The organism is Paenibacillus sp. CECT 9249, assembly GCF_918697855.1.
Taxonomy (GTDB): Bacteria; Bacillota; Bacilli; order Paenibacillales; family Paenibacillaceae; genus MSJ-34.
This window is the reverse complement of the sequence record NZ_CAKKLI010000003.1, coordinates 146,145-164,416: the sequence shown is the minus strand read 5'-3', so window position 1 is coordinate 164,416 and position 18,272 is coordinate 146,145. Positions and strand designations below refer to the sequence as shown.

The window sequence follows — 18,272 nt, the reverse complement described above, 5'->3', positions numbered from 1 at the left end:
ATAGACCTCGCGCCTTCCGGCGGCGAAACATCTGCACTCGTTTGGCATGTAGCTGGACGGATTTAACATGATCGGCGCATAGTCCGAAATTTTCCCGAACTAGCATTTTAATACGATCGGAAATCGCATATAAATCCATGAAAAAACCTGCCGGCAAAATCGGAACGTTCCGATTTTGCCGGCAGGCCGCGTATTGAGCGCATTTATTTGACATGGTAATTGCGATACTCCGTCGGAGCGACACCCGTCACTTTTTTGAAGACTCTACTGAAGTAATTCGGATCTTTATACCCGACCTCAAAACAAATTTCCTTCAACGACAACCTGCTCTGCTCAATCAATGTGCGGGCGTGCGCGATGCGAAGCTGCGTAATATAATCCGTGAACGTCTCCCCGAAATGCTGCTTAAACAATTTGCTGAAATAAAACGGGCTGAGATGAACTTGTTCCGCCACCTCTTCCATCGATATGTTGTCTTGAAAATGCTCATGGACGAAAGCTTTCGCCTGTTCCATGACGGAACCCGCTTCCTGCTCCCGCCGGCTCCGCACTTGCCGCATAACGGCCTGGACCGCGCTTTGATCCGCCAAACCGTTGCGAATGGAAGCAAGCCGCTCCATTCGTTCCGGTTCCGAGCCGACCGACGGGGCGGGAATATCTTCGTAATGGACAACGTCCGTCATACCGCATTTCGCGGCCCATACCGCTTCCAAGTAGGAGGCGCGCAAAGCGCGGATGCCGTGCTTCAACGACCCGAAACCGATTCGAACCGGCAAATGTTCCGTACCGTAGAGCAATTGATGAAGACGGTCTCCCCATGACATCGTCTCACCTTTGGAATACATCGCGCCCGCCTCCATTCTGACGAAGATCGCCATATGATCGTGCACGATCGGACTGACGATGCATGGCAGCTGTAAAGCAATAAAGCTTTTCACCGTCTGATAGACCCGTTCCTTTTGCAAGCGGCTCCCTTGTTCCCCATCATGGGAACGATCCGGCAAAGCGATCACGATCGCATAACCGCGCTGGGGAGAAAACTCGGCAAATTCGGCCATTTGCTCCACATTCCAATCCAGCACCTGATCGTTCATCAGCATCATCGCCAACTCGTTCTCGACCAGGGGCAGCAGTTGCGATACTTTATCGCGCAGACTTAGCTCCATGTAACGTTTGCTTCTCTCCTGGTCCAATTCTTGCACCAGCTTCGTTATCAGGCCAATAATTTGCTCTTGCTTGGCCGGTTTGACGATATAATCTTTGGCGCCGAGCGTTAAAGCTTGCTTCGCATAAGCGAAATAGTCGTATGCCGTTACAAGCGCCATCTTCACTTGACTGTTCATCGCCCTAATCTCTTGCAACGCCTCCAAACCTTGAATGCCCGGCATTTTGATGTCCATAAGCACGATATCCGGCCGGTATTGTTCCGCAAGCTGAATCGCTTTGCGGCCGTTGTCCGCATGGACGATTTCGAACGTGCCCGGCATGGCCCGGGTAATAATCAATTCCAATCCTTCGCGTTCCAACGCTTCGTCATCAGCGATTAACAATCGATACATTGGCGTCTGCCCCCTCTTTCATCGGTAATCGGAGCCTGACCGTCGTTCCCTTGCCCGGTTCGCTCTCCAACTCGACGATATCGTTGCGCCCATAGAAAAGTTGAAGCCGCTTGAATACGTTCCGCGAACCGAGTCCGGTCGATTTCCGTTCCATATAAGGGCGGAACGGTTCGGGCGAACCGAGGTCCAGCAGCGACTTGCGCACCTCTTCGCTCATGCCTGCGCCGTTATCCGCGATCGTCACGAGCACCTCATCCTCCGATCGCGTAATGGACAGGCTGACCGCCGCTCCTTCTTCCATTCCTTCCACCCCGTGTATAAACGCATTTTCCAAAATCGGCTGCAGCGATAAACAAGGAATTTGTTGATCCATCGCCGTTTCCTCGATATGCATCTCGAAGCGAATGCGATCCCGGAAACGGGCTTGTTGGATAGCGAAGTATTCTTTCGTATTGTCGACTTCCTCCCGCAGCGTCACCGGCTTATCCAATTTGCGCAAATTGTAGCGCAGCAAATTGGATACCGATATGGTCAAATTGCTCGTTCGTTCCGCGCCTTCGATCAAGGCCAGCTTCGAGAGCGCATTGAGCGTATTAAACAGGAAATGGGGATTAATCTGGCTTTGGAGCGCTTTCAATTCCAACTCCTTCACGAGCCGGTCCCGCTCCAAATGTTCCCTTTCCTTCGCAATCAGCTTGCGAATGTTCGTTAACATTTGATGGAACGCTTCCGATAAAATGCGAAACTCGTCGTCCCGACGAAATACGGGAGGCGTAATTTGCAAATTGCCTTTGGAAATTTGCTTCGCCGTTCGGACGAGCAGATGAATCGGACGGGTGATGCTTCGGGACAACCAAATGACAAAAACGATGCTGAGCAGCATATTGACGACAAACAAGGCGAGACCGATATTGTTCATCTGCTGCGTATTCCACAAAATTTGCTTGTAATACGGCTGATAATTGCTTAATTCGAGATCGACCAGCGACTGGCCGTGGTCTTGGATGAAACCGGCGATTTTCTCGGTTTCTTCATACAACGCGACATAGGATTGCAAGCCGCGCACATCGGTCGCTTCCAGTACCTGCTCTTCTTTTTCCAGGAAAGACTCGATCATATTTTCATAGTTTTTGATGGACATCACATTCATTTCCGTACGCGCTTGTTTGCCCAAATGGAGTTTCAACGATTGAAGTTCGTTATTTTGCTCCAATAACGCTTGATAAGTTTCCTCTTTCTGGTCGATTAAATAGCTGCTTAACGTACGCAGATTTTGCTGCGTTTGCTGGGCGATTTGCTTGTACAGCAAAATCCGTTCCATCATCAAATTATAGCTCTCCTGCATCGTCTTGCTGCTATAGTAAATAAAATAAGTCACCGCGCTGACGAGAATAACGAGGACGGGGATGAAGACGAACAATTTCGTACGGATATTCATCGCCCGTCACTCCATCCGTTGCCGTCTTTGGCCAATACCCCGATATCCATCAGATGAACCGGCGGCGGTTGAATGCCCTCCAAAGCGTCGTGAATCAGCGTGACGGCGTCGTATCCCATCCGGTAAGGATTTTGCACGATCGTCGCTTCGATTTCCCCGCGGGCGATCGCCTGTTTCGTTTCTTCGAGATCGTCAAAGCCGAAGATGCGGATATTGTCGCGATCGGAGTTTTTGACGGCCTGCAAAATGCCGACCGCATCCAACGCGCTCATCCCGACGATCATGTCGATCTCGGGATGCATATAGAGCATTTCGGACGCCTTCTGCGCCGCTTCGATCCGCGAAATGTTGGACACGCGCACGTCGACGATCCGTAAATTGCGGTGCTGGCTGACAACGGACCGGAACCCTTCCAGACGCAGCATTTGATTTTCCGCCAGGTTGCTGCCGATCATAATGCCGATATTCGTATTGCCGGAACGGGGCGACTTCTTATCCGCTTCGACGACAAGCTCGCCCAGTTTGCGTCCCGATTCGATATTGTCCGTGCCGACATAGCTGTAACGCTTGCTGTCGGCCGAATCGGCGTCGACGGTAATGACCGCGATTCCTTGATCGACCGCTTTATCGATCAGGCGTTTATATATAATATTATGAACGCCTTGAACGATAATGGCATCGACTTTGGCCGCGATCGCCTTCTCCAGCAGCGTCGTTTGCTCGTCCGTATTAATGCGGAGCGGCCCGACGTATTCCAGCGCCATGCCAAGTTGATTCGCCGCATCCTTGGCCCCTTGCTCGATCAATCTCCAATACGGATTGTCGAGCTCCTGCGAAATGAGCATCACATGCGGCTTGGAGCCCAGGTCCGTCTCATGTTCGCTTAAATGCTGAATTAACGCCTGATTCTCGTAGGTCGAGATCATAAATTGAATAAGCAAATACATGAACGCGATGACAAGTGTTGCGAGGAGCAGCGTCCATTTTTTATCCGACATATACCGACCATCCCCCAATATTGGTTGCGCTTACATAATTGCCGAGGCGAACGCATCTTTCCGCGATCCCCGACGTCGTTATCTCTCCCGATCCGCGTTTCTCTTTCTAAAGTCTAATCATAAAACAATTGTACACAATATTTCAATATGGTACCAATAAGTGGCTTGTCTCTTTGGATCGTTGTAAGGAAAGGAATGCTACGGAATGCAGCGATTGCGGGAAGAAGGACGATGTATGCGAAAAATCGTACACTATGTGCGGCGTGCGGATCGAACCAGTCGATTTTATTCGAACTTTCATACACCGATTGGGGATTTGGGCTCTAATCGCCTTATTTTGTCCACAAACGCCGTTTTGGCGAGTTAGTGGATTTGACGGCTCTATTTTGCCGCCACTTCACAAAACCGGGGATTCTCAGGCCGATCGCGGCATATGCTGTGCTCCACGTTTCTCGACGCGCAAAGGGAGGAGAATAGTCTCCTCCCACAGCTGTTACCTTGTGCTTCTATAATGAGTTTGGCGGCGGTACCCCGACTCGCAAGCTCCTGTTCCGCTCTTTACTTGGATTCCAGCATTCGAAGCACAAGCACCGTAGCTTCCGCTCTCGTCGCGCTCGCGCCCGGAACGAACATATTGTTGCCGCGGCCTTGAATGACGCCTTTCTCTACCGCGGCTTCCACGTAGCCTTTCGCCCATGCCGGAATTTTGCCGGTATCCGCGAAAGTTAATCCCGAGCCGTCTCCTTCTTCCAGGTTCAAGCCGCGCGCAACCATCACGGCAATTTCCGATCTCGTAATATTGCGATCCGACCGGAACGTGTTGTCCTCATATCCTTGTATAATGCCCGCTTTCACCGCTTTGGCGATTTCCGATTTCGCCCATGCCGGGATTTTATCCAAGTCGGCAAACGCCATATTCTCTTCTTCTTGCAGCTTCAACGCTCTGGCCAATATCGCGGAAAACTGCGCCCGTGTAATCGAATCGTTAGGGCGGAACGTTCCGTCAGGGAATCCTTCGATCATTCCTTTGCCGACCGCTTCCATAATCTTCTCTTCCGCCCAGTGCCCTTTAATGTCTGTGAAGGAGAGCTGAGGCGGCTCCGCCGTGCCGGAAGCGCTTACGGATACGGATTGGTTCACCTCGTATGTTTCGGATTTCAAGTTATGGTCGACGACCTTCATCGCAGTCCATTTGACTTCGGACGATCCGGCTCCCTTCGCTTTAAAGGTAAGCGTACCGATCTGGACGTCTCCCTTCTCGCCCTCGACACTGCCTATTTTCGTATGCGCTACCGTAATCTCCCGATCTTTCTTAATCGGAAAAACCGAGAATCCTTTCATTTTCGACTCCGATTCTTGCAATTCCAATTTGGCGGGATCATAGTCAAACTTCGCTTCATAGGCGTACAAATCTTTCAAGTTTTTGCCGCTCAACGTCATCGTAACGGTTTCTCCCGCTTTCAAACTCTGCTTATCCGCGGTAATGAGAAATTCCGGAGCATCCGCCGCCAATGAGGAGGATAACATCATATACGGGGAAACGAGACTGACCAACAGCATGAGTACGATTTTTCGTTTCATTCGATCGCATCCTTTCCAATATGGAAATAAGATAAACTTCTCTTCGCTCATGCCCGGGTTGCCGGTAACACGTGTCTGGTGGGAAGTTGCCTTACTATTTTATAAGCAGTGCGGATCGTTACACTTTGCAATCGTTTAGACAAGGTGTGGAATACAACTAAAGTATAAAAAAACGAAAACAATATCAACACTTTCGACAAACGTTCTTATGATCATCTATGAAGCTACAAGCATGTCGAATATTCTTGCTTTTTGCGCCGGTATCCAGGTTATCGGTAACCCAAAAAGACCCTGTCAGGAAATTAGTCTCCTAATAGGGTCTTCGTAAATTCGTCTTATTCTAGCATTTTTCTAATCGTACAGCAGCGGCTTAATTTCATCGGAATCGATATTGTCTTTCGTATACCAGTGGAAACCGGTATCGATCGTTTTCTCCAGCTGCTCTCCGTTCACCGCTTGCACGGCCGCTTTCACCGCCCAATAGCCGATGCCGATCGGATCTTGCGTGACCGCTCCGGCCATGAGCCCGCTGCGGACGGCATCCGTTTGCTGTTTGCCGGAATCGTATCCGATCACGACTAGCTGGCCTTCTTTTTTCATTTCCTTCACCGCGTTGACGACGCCGATAGCCGAACCTTCATTGGATCCGAAGATACCTTTCAAGTTCGGGTACGCTTGCATGATCGCTTTGGCAAGGTCCGTCGATTTCAATTGGTCGCCGCCGCCGTATTGGATGTCGACGATTTTGATGTTGGGATAGTTTTGTTCGATGCGGTTTTTAAAACCGTCGCGGCGATCGACGCCCGTTCGGCTCGTTTGGTCGTGAACGACCATGGCGATCTCGCCCTCATTGCCGATCAGTTCCGCCATCTTGTCGGCGGCCAGCGCGGAAGCGGCAATGTTGTCCGTCGCGGCGGTCGTGACCGGAATATCCCCCTCTACGCCGGAGTCGAAACCGACGACCGGAATGTTGGCCGCTTTCGCTTTCTCAAGCAACGATAATGCCGCTTGGCTGTCCAAAGCCGCAAAGGCGATCGCATCCGGTTTTTTGTCCAACGCGGCTTGCAGCATCTCGATTTGTTTGTCTACTTGGGACTCGCTTTCGGGACCTTCGAAAGTAATCTCGACGTTTAATTCCTGCGCCGCTTTCTCGGCGCCCTGCTTCACCGCTTGCCAGAACTGATGCTGGAATCCTTTGGAAATGACCGGAATGTACAATTTCTTGTCGCTCGTTTGCTGCCCGCCTTCGCTTTGCTGACCTGAAGCCGGTTGCCCTTCCGTTCCGGAAGAGGAGCCGCATGCGCTCGCTGCCATCGTCAGCAGCAAAATGACGGAAAGCAACAACATCTTTGATTTTTTCATGTTCCACCGTTCCCCTTTGCAATCGATTTTGTTTTGTATGAAGCTCCCGCATAACGGGAGTTTATACCGAATTTTTGCGCCGCCGCAAAATATCCGCGTATACCGCGAGCAATACGACCAATCCGATAATGACGGTTTGCCACTCCTGAGGCACGGATAAAATGCGCAAGCCGTTCGTCAGCACGCTCATGATCAGCGCTCCGATCACGGTGCCGAGAATCGAGCCTTGGCCTCCGCTCAGCGACGTTCCGCCGATGACGACGGCTGCGATCGCCTCCAATTCATATCCTTGTCCCAGCGCCGGTTGCGCGGAATTGAGACGGGAAGCCATCATAATGCCGGCAATTCCGCAAAATATGCCCGTAATCGTATAGATAACCACTTTCCAATATTTCGTGTTGACGCCGGAAAGCCGCGTCGCTTCTTCGTTGCTGCCGAGCGCGAAATTATACCTTCCGATAATCGTTTTGGACAAGATGACGCTGGCGACAATCGCCAAGGCAAAGAAAATGATGACGGCGTTCGGAATTTCGAGTCCCGGGATCACGTATTTGGCGATGACGGATCCGGTCGATATTTCCTTGAATGCCGGCGTGTCGTTGAAATAAATCGGCTTCGCTCCGGATATGACGAGCGAGAGGCCTTTCGTGATCATCATCATGGCGAGCGTCGCGATGAACGGCGGTATTTTCATTTTGGCTACCGCAAGCCCGCTCACTAATCCGCATAAGGCGCCTGTCGCAATGCCGCCGATAATGCCGAACGGCATCGGCACATTCCAGAAATTAATGATAACGCCGGCCATCACCGACGAGAAAGTCATGACCGTTCCTACCGACAAGTCGATACCGCCGGTAATAATGACGAAGGTGGACCCTAGCGCGAGCACTCCGATGACAGCGGTCGACAGCAAAATGCCCATAATATTGTCAAAACGCAAAAAGTTGCCGGAGGATACGGAGAAGATGACGACGAGGACGATCAAGCTGGCAAAAGCCAATATTTTCTGTGTCGCGCCTGTTTTGAGGGACGGTTGCTGTTTTGGAATTATTTCGGTTTTCATCGTAAGAACACCTCGATTTCATATCTTTATAACACCATGCTCATTCATCTCGGGTTCACGCATCGTCGCATATTTCATAATCATTTCTTGGGTAGCCTCTTTGTTATCCAATTCTCCCGTAATTCTTCCCTCGCACATCACGATAATGCGATGGCTGAGGCGGAGAACTTCCGGCAATTCCGACGAAATGACGATAAGCGATTTTCCCTGCCCGACCAAATCGATCAACAGCTTATAAATTTCGCTTTTGGCGCCGACGTCGATCCCGCGCGTAGGCTCGTCAAAAATTAAAATATCGCAATCGCGCGTCAACCATTTTCCGATTACGACTTTCTGCTGGTTGCCCCCGGACAGAAATTTCACCTTCTGCATGACGCTCGGCGTTTTCACTTTCAACGCTTCGGCAAAATGGGCGGCGGTTTTGCGCATCTTCGTTTTGTTCACCCAGCCCCAAATCGTAAATTTCTTCATGGCCGCCATCGAATTGTTTATTTTCACGTTCATATCCACAATCAGGCCGTACCGTTTCCGATCTTCGGATAAATAACCGATTCCTTGCCGGACCGCATCGTGAGGATTTCTGATCTTCACTTTGTTTCCATGAACATAAATTTCTCCGGAATCGATCGGATCTGCGCCGAAGATAGCCCGCGCCACTTCCGTGCGTCCTGCGCCCATGAGCCCCGCAAAGCCCAGAATTTCCCCTTTGCGCAATTTGAAATTAATATCTTTGAGCGTAGAGCCTGCATGCAAATGTTTCACTTCCAGAACCGTTTCCCGCGCCTGATCTTCGATCTCCGGCTTCGAATCCGTATAAATTTGCCGTCCTACCATCATCGAGATAATCTTGTCGATAGAAGTTTCCTTCGTCGGTACGGTATCGATATAGCAGCCGTCGCGCATCACCGTAATCCGGTCCGTAATGCGCTTCAACTCTTCCATTCGATGCGAAATATAGACAATCCCTACGCCATTCTCGCGCAATTGCCGAATGATGCGAAACAATTCTTCGATCTCCGCATCGGTTAACGCCGCCGTAGGCTCATCCATAATGAGGACTTCCGAATCGAATGACAGCGCTTTCGCAATTTCGACCATTTGCTGCTTGGCAACCGTTAACTCGGACACTTTGATCCGGGGATCGAGCTGCACATTCATTTTCTTCAACAATGTCTCAACCCGTGCGTTCAATTCCTTTTCGTCCAGAAACAGCTTGAACGCTTTGCGCGGTTCGCGGCCGATATACATATTTTGCGCCACCGTTAAATGCGGCATTAAATTCAGTTCTTGATGAATGATGCCGATGCCTAAATGCTGCGCCGCCTTCGTGTTCGGAATGTCAACTTCCTTCCCTTTGTAAACGATGCGGCCGGCGTCTTTCCGATAAACGCCCGTCAATATTTTCATTAGCGTCGATTTGCCCGCTCCGTTCTCCCCGACCAGCGCATGGATTTCGCCTGCCTTCAATTCAAACCGGCATTGGTCGAGAGCATGAACCCCGGGAAAGCGTTTCTCGATCCCTTCCATCAGGACGAGCGGCCCCGCCGCGTTAGACGGCTGATTCTCTTCGTTCATTTGCTGCACCCCCCGTATTGTGCGTGACTTCATTTTATAGGCGCATGGAAACAAAAGGAATTGAATATTTTCCTGTAAAAAGTTGATTATATTATGATTTTTGGTATCGACCGTTGGAAGTTCGGAACAAGCGGACGGAACATCGCAGGTTGGAATTGTAATGGATTTTTAACATTTTCCCTTCGCACGGTATGCATGATACGTCCGGCAAAATGATAGAATAGAGTCATCCATTCCATATATCGATAGGGGTTATTACAAGTGCGGGCACATCCAATCTATATGTTGCGTATAGCAGGTATTTTTGACGGTATTTCATTACTAGTATTGCTTGGCATCGCTATGCCCTTGAAGTATATTTGGGGGATAGACAAAGCGGTAACGGTTGTCGGAAGCCTGCACGGCGGGATCTTCATGCTGTATGCGCTGGCCATCATTTATGCGGGGCTGCGAGTAAAGTGGAATATTCTTTGGTCTGTTGCAGCGCTTGTCGCGGCCTTCGTCCCGTTCGCCAATTTTGTGTTGGACGGAAAGCTGAAGAAGGCGCAAGCCAAATACGATGTACGGCCGTTTAACTATTCCTTGCTCGTATACGGTATCGTATTTTTCTCTTTCTTCGATCTGTTCTCGCAGTTGCCGGTCATGAGTACATTCGCGACTTCCGTCGGCGCCACCCCGTTTATCGCCGGCTTTGTCATCGGGTTGTATTCGCTGGCTAATACGCTGGGCAATGTTCTATCCGGCATTAAAACCGACAAGGTCGGGCCTTTCAAAATGTTAATGGCGGGATTGATTCTATCGAGCGTTGCCCTGCTGCTGTATCAGTTCGTCGACCGGCCCGCCGCGTTGATCGCCGTTCGCATCATTCACGGTTTTGTCGCGGGATTGATTGTTCCGGCCGCCTTCACCTTCTCTGCCAATACGACGGTGAAAGACCAGCAAGGGAAAAAAGTCGCCTTCACCGGCACCTTTGTGGGGCTGGCTGCCATTATCGGCCCCGCTTTCAGCGGCATTACGGCAAGCAAAACTTCCGTACCGTTCGTCTTTACGTGCGTTGCGGCGATCGGGCTTCTACTCGCCCTCCTGTCCGCCGTTTTTCTGCGCAAGTACAACATGGCGAAAAAAGAAAAGGACGTTGCCGCCGCGCAAGCATCGGGTTCGTTCTTCAACGCAGGGGTGGCAAAAGCTTATGGCGGCGCTTTTTTCTTAATGTTCTCGCAAGGCGCAATCGCCTATCTGCTGCCTTTGCATGTTCAAACGCTGGGACATGATTCGAAATTAAGCGGCACCTTGATGAGCGCATTCGGAATCATTGCGGTCCTTATATTTGTACTTCCTACGAACCGTATTTTCGACCGTGTCGCCCCATCGGGAACAATGGCGGCAGGCATCGGTTTGATGGGATTGAGCCAACTGCTCATAAGCCAATCAACGACGGTATGGGCGCTTTACATCGTGTTAGGTCTGTATGGGGTAGGCTTTGCCTTCCTGTTCCCGTCTATTAATACGATGCTTATAAGAGCGACGCCCGCCAAGCTGCGCGGGAAAGCATACGGTTATTTCTACGCCTTCTTCTCGTTAGGCGTCGTCGCCGGATCTTCCGTATTGGGCTGGCTGCCCTTCCCTATTGCCGGAGGGTTTCTGTTCACAGGATCGATCCTCCTGCTCTATGCTGCAATCGTCGCCTTCGACAAGCAAAGCGATTACGCGTTGAACCATTAGCGGACCTCGCTTCAGGCAACAAATAAGCAAGCCCTCCAACCGGAGGGCTTGCTTATTCATCGTCAATTATTGATGTTTGCTCAACATATTTTTCAACGCGTCTTTGGAATTCAAGCCGACCACTTTATCGACCGGTTGACCGTCCTTAAACACGATTAATGTCGGAATGCTCATCACGCCAAACCGGGATGCCGATTCCGGATTGTCATCCACGTTCAATTTCGCAATTTTCACTTGATCACCAACTTCGGAGTCAAGCTCTTCTAAGATCGGAGCGAGCATTTTGCACGGTCCGCACCATGGCGCCCAAAAATCGACCAATACCGTACCTTGGCTTTCCACTTCCGTTTTAAAAGATTGATCCGACACATTGACAATTGCCATGACAATTCCTCCTAAAAGTTTTGCAAGCGACACATTCGATAGCCGGCTGCCGGCTTCGATGACATACGCTTACGAATTATTCTTATGTTCTTAATTATCATGTAAAGTATACCACAATGTTTTTCTTTTTGCGAAGATGACTCATATTTGTCACTTTCGGTTACTTTACAAATGAACGAGTAGTTCTGTATACTTGAAGTAAACATTTGGATTCCAATTTTGTGATGAGATTCATTGCACAAATCGGTGTCGAACGTTCAGGAGGTCAGTAATGAAAGCTAATGCGAATGTAAACATGGCGGATCCGCGGGAGCATGTGAACGAGAACCCGACCGACGATTTCGGCGATTTGATGAAAGGCTTCACTTACATGTTCGGGTTTATGTTTGTCATATTCTTTGCGATGGTTGCGATTAAGTATATGATCAGCTAATCCGAACGGCTTCATGGGCAAAACGGGAAAAAGTCTGACTCGACGTCTAACGGCGCGAATCAGACTTTTTTATTTGGACAAACTATTCACGTCAACTACATACCGAAGCAAAGGAGCGGTCGTTGTGAAAGAAGAGGAAAAGGATATGATGAACGAACAAAACTACGCCAACATGAAGAAGAATCCGATACTGAAAAACCCGGCGATTATTCCTTATTTCGTTCTCATCGCGATTGTCATTGTCGCGGTCGTCTATTATTCGATCAAATATTAAGCTTGCACCGGAGGTCCCCATGGAGAAACAAACATATTACGTATCCGTCCAATCGAGCTCGATCTTGACCGAGCAAGGCGCCACGCCTTACGAATTCGAAATACAGGCTACTCAAGAGGAAGTCGACAAATTGCAATCGCTGTTCGATTTCAAATCGGAAGCCGACCAGAAGACGTTCTATCGCGCGCATATTCCCGCTTATCCGTACCACGTCGATCCGGATAACGACATGTACGATTCGTATTTGAACCGGATATACGAACTGATCTACAAGCTTGGCACCGACGAAACGAAACAGGCGATACGGCAATCCCGTCTCATGCAACGTTTGGAAGGCCTTGGGGAACCGTAGAACGTTAGGAAGTTCCGCGCTTGTTCTCCCCGTTCACGACGACGACATCGACGAACGGGCGGACGCGGTCCATCAGCCGTTGTCCCTTGTACGCCTCTTCCCCGTCTTTGCTCGTAAAGCTGAAATGCTTCTCAAGCGCATCCAATTCATAATTGGAAGTATAGAAGGTAGGCTTGCGGTTCATCCGGTAATTCAATATTGCGCCCATCACATGATCGCGCACCCACGGATTCAAGTTCTCCGCGCCGATATCGTCAAAAATGAGCAGGTCGGTTTCCTTCATCAGTTCGACCGTTTCTTTCAGCTTCGCCCCGTCCGTCATCATGGACTTCAAATCTTCGACAAACTCCGGCATATAGACGATCACGCCCGAGTATCCCGCTTTGGCCAATTCATACAGCAAATAGCACATTAAAAACGTTTTGCCCGTGCCGAATTTGCCTACCAGATACAGTCCCTTTTTCTGCAGCCCTTGTTCCTTTGTTTGCAAAATATAGGTCAGCACTTCGCCGGCCGCCGGCGCGCGCTCCAAATCCCGAACTAATATTTCGTCGGCGGAATAACCTTGGTTCAACGCCGTTTCATCGACATAGAAGCTGCGCACGCGATTGCGTATTTGTTCCTGGGATCTGCGCGCGTTAAATTTTTTGCATGATACTTTCCGGTCGTATAACTGCACCGAATCGTTCACCGTTTCGGCCGACAGCAGCGTATAATGCCCTTGAAAATCGTTCGGACATGCGTCCAGACCGGGACAATTCGAACAATGGTAATATTCCGATACGTATTGATACAACCGGTTCATATTCGCTTTCAGCGCCGATTCGTCCAGTTCGGGATACTTCGCGCGCAGCTTGACGATAAGCGGGTCGTTCAGCAGCTTCGCCGCTTTCTCCTCCGCTCTTTCCCACATTTCGCGGCTTGGTATTTGTTTCAGAAGTTGCCCTAACGATTCCATTTGACATGCACCTTTCTCGTTCGGATTCCTAGTTTGCGGCTATTCGTTTTTTTGATCCAGCTTGCGGGCGACTTTACGCATTTCCTCCAGCTGTTCCGGCGTTACGGCCCGGCCTTGCGGGACGTTCTGGATAATCGGAATATTCGGCTTTTGCTTGCCAGTTTTATCGTATCCGGTTCGTCCGCGCCGCGTCGTTCCGCCGCTTTTCTTCGCGGATTCCGCGTTCTGCCCTATTTTCTCCTGGTCGCGAATATGCCGCACCGCTTTCTCGTACGTATCGATTTGCTTCATCAGCATGTTCGATGCGATCGCATCGACGAAATTGCGGTTGATGCGTTGATTGGTCCCGCCAATCAGCAAAGACATCAAATAATGAATCAATACGTTGATCACTTCTTCGGGCAATTTATAATTTAAATCGATTTTCTCGAACATGTCCAGCAAGTTATCGGGAACCGAGCCGGGGAAAAATTTTTTGAGCATTTCCGTGTACGGTTCGTTGCGCATCATCATGTTATATTGATGAATGTCGCATTTGCCTTGAAATTGCACCGGCACGTCCAAGTAATACTCCATTTCCACCGCATGCTCGACGGATAAGCGCTCGGCCGCGGCGGCCGCTTCTTCCTCCCGGCGCATGCCCGCAACTTTATGTACGAGCCTTTCGGTTTCCTCAGCCCGCCTCTTCCCTTGGCGGTATTGCAAATTCGCCCGCCGCTGCAGTTCGTCGAGCCGAACCTCGCCTTGCTCGTCGAACATGCCGTCCTCGTCCAGTAGACTGCAAATATCTTGCAGCGTCAGCTTATATTTTTTCACCACATAATTGATGATTCCGAGCTGTTCCGGTTCGTAGCGCAATCGTTCGACATAGACGCGATTGGCGGATATGCGCGGAAAACGGGAAATAATATCCGCATAATTGAGCCCGGAATCGGCCAAACCCGAACCCATTCGAAAGGCGGCCTGCCGCGGCGGGGATACTTCCGTGAGCGCTTGCTCCAACTCATAATCGATCACATGCGTGTTGAGCGTAAACAATTCGTAGAACGGAATCGATAAATCTTCCTTATGCAAGGCGATATGCGTCAATTCCTCGGGCTCTTCCGCGCAAAATTGCTCCCGCAGCGCGAGTACGGAAAACTTGCCGACTTTGTCGCGCAGGAGAAGCGTCAAATGCTGTGTCTTGAAAAATTCGTTCGGCGAAAGCGGGGCATGCAGCTCATACTCGTAGATCGCATCGTCCGTTTCGGGAACGTAAATGCGGGACGTCTGCAGCAAGCCGACCGCTTCCAGCTTCGACGCTTGCTCGATCAAATATTTCCGTCCCTTCTCGCTCGGGTCGACCCCCAGCGTCAGAAACAAACGGCGCTGCTGCTCCATGCGGGAATATCCGACGCGTTCGCCGGGCACATGCTGATAGAGCAGTTGATAGAAGCCGATCGCAAAGGCTCCTACAAGCGGTTGATATATGAAGTTGAGCATTTTGTAATCGAGCGCGCTCAACGAAAAATCCCGGTATGTACAGTATCTGTGATTCTCAGTAAAATGCAGCAAATTCGTAATGCGCATCGTCCGTGTCACCTCATTGTCGTTCACGAATCCGTATCTATCCTATTCTATCATAAAAGGGATGTCGAACATACTAGAATGAAGGGGGTTAGCAAAGGAAATTGGCGGAATTGGATTTATTTACATTTTACATTTTTATGTAAAAGTGATATCATATGAATATCAAATGAGTATCAATATAATATATATCATAATGAACAGTAAAGGAGCATGTACGATGAAAGAGAAAAAAGCTTTTCGGGTGAATGGATTTTTGGCGGCTTTGTTTACGCTTGCTTGCGTAGTATTGGGAGCGTATCTTCTCTTGATGACGCAACTGGAGTTAGTCGGAATCGTCATTGCATTGATCGGAGCCGCCTCTTTCACGGCGCCGGTCGTCGTCCAGCCGAATCAGGCCGCGGTCGTCACGTTCTTCGGCCGGTATATGGGGACGATTCGCGAGAGCGGATTCTGGATTACCGTTCCTTTCTCCACCTACCGCAAGGTATCGCTGCGCGTCCGCAACTTTAACAGCGCGAAACTGAAGGTGAACGATATCGAAGGCAATCCGATCGAAATCGCCGCGGTGATCGTATTCAAGGTCGTCGATACGGCCAAAGCCACCTTCGATGTCGACAATTACGAACAATTCGTCGAAATCCAAAGCGAGACGGGCTTGCGCCATGTAGCCAGCAAATACCCGTACGATACATTCGAAGACGGCGGTTACTCCTTGCGCGGCAACGCCGAGGAAGTAGCGCTTGAATTAAGCCAGGAACTGCAAGCGCGGCTTGCCGTCGCCGGCGTGGAAGTGATCGAGGCGCGGTTGACGCATCTGGCCTATTCGACGGAAATCGCCGGCGCGATGCTGCAGCGCCAACAGGCGATGGCCATCGTGTCCGCCCGGCAAAAAATCGTCGAAGGCGCCGTCAGCATGGTTGCGCTCGCGATCGCCCAACTGCAGGCCGAAGGCGGGGTTGAACTGGACGAGGAACGCAAAGCGGCAATGATTAACAATTTGATGGTGGCCATTGTGTCGGATCGCGGCGCTTCGCCTGTAATCAATACGGGCAGCCTTTACTAACAAAGGCCAAGGGTAACCGCAATGCCAGCCAAAAAAAATTTCCCGCTGCGAATCGATCCGAAACTGTACGAGGCGCTGGAGCGCTGGGCCGCGGACGAATTCCGCAGCGTAAACGGCCATATCGAATTTCTGCTGCGCGAGGCCGCTTCGCGGGCGGGAAGAATCGGCGGAAGCGCAGGCAAGCGGGATAATGCGCCGCCGCAGCCGGATACGTCCGATCGTAAATGAATAATGATGAAAGTCACTTGAAACCGTAATATAAGGCAAGCGATCATTTCATGTAAAAAGGAGCGAACAGGATCATGCTAATTACGACAACGGAAAACATTAAAAATTACGAAATCACGGAAGTGTACGGAACGGCGTTCGGCGTCGTTGTGCGGGCGCGGGGGCTCGGCGGAGATATTATGGCGTCGCTGAAAGGGCTCGTTGGCGGCGAAGTGACGCAATATACGCAAATGATCGAAGACGCCCGCCGGCAAGCGATCGACCGGATGATTCAAAACGCGCATGCGATGGGAGCCAACGCAGTTGTTATGATGCGCTTCGACAGCGGCGATATCGGCAGCAACATGAGCGAGATCGTCGCCTACGGAACGGCTGTGCAAGCGAGGCCGCTGACGTGATTTGGGGAATCGCGTGGATCGTTCTGCAAGTCGCGGGCTTCCTGCTTATCCTATGGATCAGTTGGCGCTATTTCGATAAAAGGTACCGGAGCAATGGCCGCGATCCGAAGCAATCGTTGTACGGCGGCGATTTCGTCAAAACCAAGGAAATATTTTTCGATCCGAAAGACGGACAAAAATATCAAGTATACTACCATCCAAAGACCGGCGAGCGCGAATACGTTCGGGTCGAGGAATAACATAATCCCCGGAGCTTATACATCCGTATCGCCCCGGGGATTCGTTATTGGCGCCAGCGCCGTTTTTTATATATGATAGAAGTATCCAAAACATAGACGTAAAAACGAGGAAAGGTGTGCATCGCATATGAAATACCGCAAACTCGGCAAGACGGATCTGAACGTATCCGTAATCGGCATCGGAACGTGGCAGTTCGGCGGAGAATGGGGCCGCGACTATACGCAGCGGGAAGCGGACGAAATATTGGGCAGAGCGAAGGAATTGGGCATCAACTTGATCGACACTGCGGAATGCTACGGCGATCATTTGTCGGAATCGTTAATCGGCGAATTCGTGCGCAAAGACCGGCGCGAAGATTGGATTATCGCCACCAAATTCGGGCACAAGTTCCATTCCCACCTGAACCGTACCCCGCAATACGGGGCGCAGGAAGTGCTTCGCCAATTGGACGATTCGCTGCGGGCGCTGCAGACGGATTATATCGACTTGTACCAATTCCACTCCGGCGACGACAAAGCGTTTGATAACGACGATCTATGGACGGCCTTGGACAAGCAGGTGCAAGCGGGGAAAGTGCGCCATCTAGGACTGTCGCTGAATAAGAGCAACAGCATGCATCAGACCGAATCGGCGGCCCGCGTTGGCGCCGGCGCCATACAGTTGGTGTACAACCGGCTGGAACGGGAACCGGAAGAGCGGGTATTCCCCTCGTGCCGGGAGCAAAATCTCGGCGTGTTGGCCCGGGTGCCGCTGGCCAGCGGATATTTGAGCGGCAAGTACAAGCCGGGGGCGACATTCGCCGCCAACGACGTGCGGCAAAATCACGATCCCGCGGAAGTGAAGCGGAAGCTCGAGCAAGCGGAGGAAATCCGGCGGAACGAGGTTCCGCCGGGCGTCCCGATGGCGGAGTGGGCGCTTGCATGGTGTCTGCGCAACGATGCCGTCACTTGCGTCATACCGGGCTGCAAAAATGTAGAACAGGTCGAGAGCAACGCGCGCGCGGCCGAACTGGTGTAAACAAGCGCATAGATAAGAGAAAACACGCAGAGCGGCAACGGAACACCGTCTTGCGTGT

General features: G+C 50.8%; 19 protein-coding genes. 9 read left to right on the top strand and 10 right to left on the bottom strand.

What is annotated here, in order from left to right; translation table 11 throughout:
• Positions 1-203 precede the first annotated feature (203 nt).
• From LQ229_RS04265 to LQ229_RS04235, 7 genes are all read right to left on the bottom strand, one after another.
• Positions 204-1,559, bottom strand: a complete 1,356-nt coding sequence (locus LQ229_RS04265) for an AraC family transcriptional regulator (RefSeq protein ID WP_216536649.1) — start codon at positions 1,557-1,559, stop codon at positions 204-206.
• Positions 1,537-2,997 (bottom strand): histidine kinase, encoded by a 1,461-nt coding sequence (locus LQ229_RS04260; protein ID WP_230191030.1) that lies wholly within the window; start codon positions 2,995-2,997, stop codon positions 1,537-1,539. The genes LQ229_RS04265 and LQ229_RS04260 overlap by 23 nt, the downstream gene beginning before the upstream one ends.
• Positions 2,994-3,995: a sugar-binding protein gene (locus tag LQ229_RS04255; RefSeq protein ID WP_216536651.1), complete on the bottom strand. Its 1,002-nt coding sequence runs from the start codon at positions 3,993-3,995 to the stop codon at positions 2,994-2,996. Before LQ229_RS04255 ends, LQ229_RS04260 begins: the two co-directional genes overlap by 4 nt.
• A 558-nt stretch (positions 3,996-4,553) precedes the next feature.
• Positions 4,554-5,576 (bottom strand): S-layer homology domain-containing protein, encoded by a 1,023-nt coding sequence (locus tag LQ229_RS04250; protein ID WP_216536652.1) that lies wholly within the window; start codon positions 5,574-5,576, stop codon positions 4,554-4,556.
• A gap of 351 nt (positions 5,577-5,927) precedes the next feature.
• On the bottom strand, positions 5,928-6,938 hold the full coding sequence (locus LQ229_RS04245) for an ABC transporter substrate-binding protein (protein ID WP_216536653.1): 1,011 nt from the start codon (positions 6,936-6,938) through the stop codon (positions 5,928-5,930).
• Positions 6,939-6,999: 61 nt separating this feature from the next.
• Positions 7,000-8,001, bottom strand: coding sequence for an ABC transporter permease (locus LQ229_RS04240; protein WP_216536654.1), 1,002 nt, complete (start codon positions 7,999-8,001; stop codon positions 7,000-7,002).
• A gap of 18 nt (positions 8,002-8,019) precedes the next feature.
• The gene (locus tag LQ229_RS04235) at positions 8,020-9,576 is read right to left on the bottom strand and encodes a sugar ABC transporter ATP-binding protein (protein ID WP_216536655.1); all 1,557 of its coding nucleotides are present in this window, start codon (positions 9,574-9,576) and stop codon (positions 8,020-8,022) included.
• Positions 9,577-9,858: 282 nt separating this feature from the next.
• On the opposite strand from LQ229_RS04235, the gene LQ229_RS04230 reads away from it, so the two are divergent.
• On the top strand, positions 9,859-11,298 hold the full coding sequence (locus LQ229_RS04230; protein ID WP_230191029.1) for an MFS transporter: 1,440 nt from the start codon (positions 9,859-9,861) through the stop codon (positions 11,296-11,298).
• Positions 11,299-11,364: 66 nt separating this feature from the next.
• Here LQ229_RS04230 and trxA read toward each other — a convergent pair whose 3' ends face one another.
• A complete protein-coding gene (trxA, locus tag LQ229_RS04225) occupies positions 11,365-11,682 on the bottom strand; it encodes a thioredoxin (RefSeq protein WP_216537238.1) in 318 nt (105 codons plus the stop codon).
• Between the two features lie 271 nt (positions 11,683-11,953).
• On the opposite strand from trxA, the gene LQ229_RS04220 reads away from it, so the two are divergent.
• The 3 genes from LQ229_RS04220 (at position 11,954) to LQ229_RS04210 (ending at position 12,741) form a co-directional block, all read left to right on the top strand.
• Entirely contained in the window at positions 11,954-12,115 is a 162-nt protein-coding gene (locus LQ229_RS04220; RefSeq protein WP_216537237.1) for a YqzM family protein, read from the top strand.
• Positions 12,116-12,239: 124 nt separating this feature from the next.
• Positions 12,240-12,389 (top strand): hypothetical protein, encoded by a 150-nt coding sequence (locus LQ229_RS04215; RefSeq protein ID WP_216537236.1) that lies wholly within the window; start codon positions 12,240-12,242, stop codon positions 12,387-12,389.
• Positions 12,390-12,408: 19 nt separating this feature from the next.
• Positions 12,409-12,741, top strand: coding sequence for a hypothetical protein (locus tag LQ229_RS04210; protein WP_216537235.1), 333 nt, complete (start codon positions 12,409-12,411; stop codon positions 12,739-12,741).
• Positions 12,742-12,745: 4 nt separating this feature from the next.
• On the opposite strand, the gene dnaI is transcribed toward LQ229_RS04210, so the two are convergent.
• Positions 12,746-13,699: a primosomal protein DnaI gene (dnaI, locus tag LQ229_RS04205; protein WP_216537234.1), complete on the bottom strand. Its 954-nt coding sequence runs from the start codon at positions 13,697-13,699 to the stop codon at positions 12,746-12,748.
• A 39-nt stretch (positions 13,700-13,738) separates the two neighbouring features.
• The gene (locus LQ229_RS04200; protein WP_216537251.1) at positions 13,739-15,268 is read right to left on the bottom strand and encodes a DnaD domain protein; all 1,530 of its coding nucleotides are present in this window, start codon (positions 15,266-15,268) and stop codon (positions 13,739-13,741) included.
• 217 nt (positions 15,269-15,485) lie between these two features.
• Here LQ229_RS04200 and LQ229_RS04195 point away from each other — a divergent pair, with 217 nt between their 5' ends.
• The 5 genes from LQ229_RS04195 to LQ229_RS04175 all read left to right on the top strand — a co-directional run bounded on the left by LQ229_RS04195 (position 15,486) and on the right by LQ229_RS04175 (position 18,214).
• Positions 15,486-16,331, top strand: a complete 846-nt coding sequence (locus LQ229_RS04195) for an SPFH domain-containing protein (protein ID WP_216537233.1) — start codon at positions 15,486-15,488, stop codon at positions 16,329-16,331.
• A 21-nt stretch (positions 16,332-16,352) separates the two neighbouring features.
• A complete protein-coding gene (locus tag LQ229_RS04190) occupies positions 16,353-16,559 on the top strand; it encodes a hypothetical protein (protein WP_216537232.1) in 207 nt (68 codons plus the stop codon).
• A 74-nt stretch (positions 16,560-16,633) separates the two neighbouring features.
• Positions 16,634-16,957, top strand: a complete 324-nt coding sequence (locus LQ229_RS04185; RefSeq protein ID WP_216537231.1) for a YbjQ family protein — start codon at positions 16,634-16,636, stop codon at positions 16,955-16,957.
• Positions 16,954-17,196, top strand: a complete 243-nt coding sequence (locus LQ229_RS04180) for an HD family phosphohydrolase (protein ID WP_216537230.1) — start codon at positions 16,954-16,956, stop codon at positions 17,194-17,196. The genes LQ229_RS04185 and LQ229_RS04180 overlap by 4 nt, the downstream gene beginning before the upstream one ends.
• 127 nt (positions 17,197-17,323) lie before the next feature.
• Positions 17,324-18,214, top strand: a complete 891-nt coding sequence (locus LQ229_RS04175; RefSeq protein ID WP_216537229.1) for an aldo/keto reductase — start codon at positions 17,324-17,326, stop codon at positions 18,212-18,214.
• Positions 18,215-18,272: the final 58 nt, after the last annotated feature.

What these genes read in the sequence shown, in the direction of transcription:
- LQ229_RS04265 (WP_216536649.1), bottom strand. Translation starts at nt 1,559, where the DNA reads ATGTATCGATTGTTAATCGCTGATGACGAAGCGTTGGAACGCGAAGGA.
- LQ229_RS04260 (WP_230191030.1), bottom strand. Translation starts at nt 2,997, where the DNA reads ATGAATATCCGTACGAAATTGTTCGTCTTCATCCCCGTCCTCGTTATT.
- LQ229_RS04255 (WP_216536651.1), bottom strand. Translation starts at nt 3,995, where the DNA reads ATGTCGGATAAAAAATGGACGCTGCTCCTCGCAACACTTGTCATCGCG.
- LQ229_RS04250 (WP_216536652.1), bottom strand. Translation starts at nt 5,576, where the DNA reads ATGAAACGAAAAATCGTACTCATGCTGTTGGTCAGTCTCGTTTCCCCG.
- LQ229_RS04245 (WP_216536653.1), bottom strand. Translation starts at nt 6,938, where the DNA reads ATGAAAAAATCAAAGATGTTGTTGCTTTCCGTCATTTTGCTGCTGACG.
- LQ229_RS04240 (WP_216536654.1), bottom strand. Translation starts at nt 8,001, where the DNA reads ATGAAAACCGAAATAATTCCAAAACAGCAACCGTCCCTCAAAACAGGC.
- LQ229_RS04235 (WP_216536655.1), bottom strand. Translation starts at nt 9,576, where the DNA reads ATGAACGAAGAGAATCAGCCGTCTAACGCGGCGGGGCCGCTCGTCCTG.
- LQ229_RS04230 (WP_230191029.1), top strand. Translation starts at nt 9,859, where the DNA reads ATGTTGCGTATAGCAGGTATTTTTGACGGTATTTCATTACTAGTATTG.
- trxA (WP_216537238.1), bottom strand. Translation starts at nt 11,682, where the DNA reads ATGGCAATTGTCAATGTGTCGGATCAATCTTTTAAAACGGAAGTGGAA.
- LQ229_RS04220 (WP_216537237.1), top strand. Translation starts at nt 11,954, where the DNA reads ATGAAAGCTAATGCGAATGTAAACATGGCGGATCCGCGGGAGCATGTG.
- LQ229_RS04210 (WP_216537235.1), top strand. Translation starts at nt 12,409, where the DNA reads ATGGAGAAACAAACATATTACGTATCCGTCCAATCGAGCTCGATCTTG.
- dnaI (WP_216537234.1), bottom strand. Translation starts at nt 13,699, where the DNA reads ATGGAATCGTTAGGGCAACTTCTGAAACAAATACCAAGCCGCGAAATG.
- LQ229_RS04200 (WP_216537251.1), bottom strand. Translation starts at nt 15,268, where the DNA reads ATGCGCATTACGAATTTGCTGCATTTTACTGAGAATCACAGATACTGT.
- LQ229_RS04195 (WP_216537233.1), top strand. Translation starts at nt 15,486, where the DNA reads ATGAAAGAGAAAAAAGCTTTTCGGGTGAATGGATTTTTGGCGGCTTTG.
- LQ229_RS04190 (WP_216537232.1), top strand. Translation starts at nt 16,353, where the DNA reads ATGCCAGCCAAAAAAAATTTCCCGCTGCGAATCGATCCGAAACTGTAC.
- LQ229_RS04185 (WP_216537231.1), top strand. Translation starts at nt 16,634, where the DNA reads ATGCTAATTACGACAACGGAAAACATTAAAAATTACGAAATCACGGAA.
- LQ229_RS04175 (WP_216537229.1), top strand. Translation starts at nt 17,324, where the DNA reads ATGAAATACCGCAAACTCGGCAAGACGGATCTGAACGTATCCGTAATC.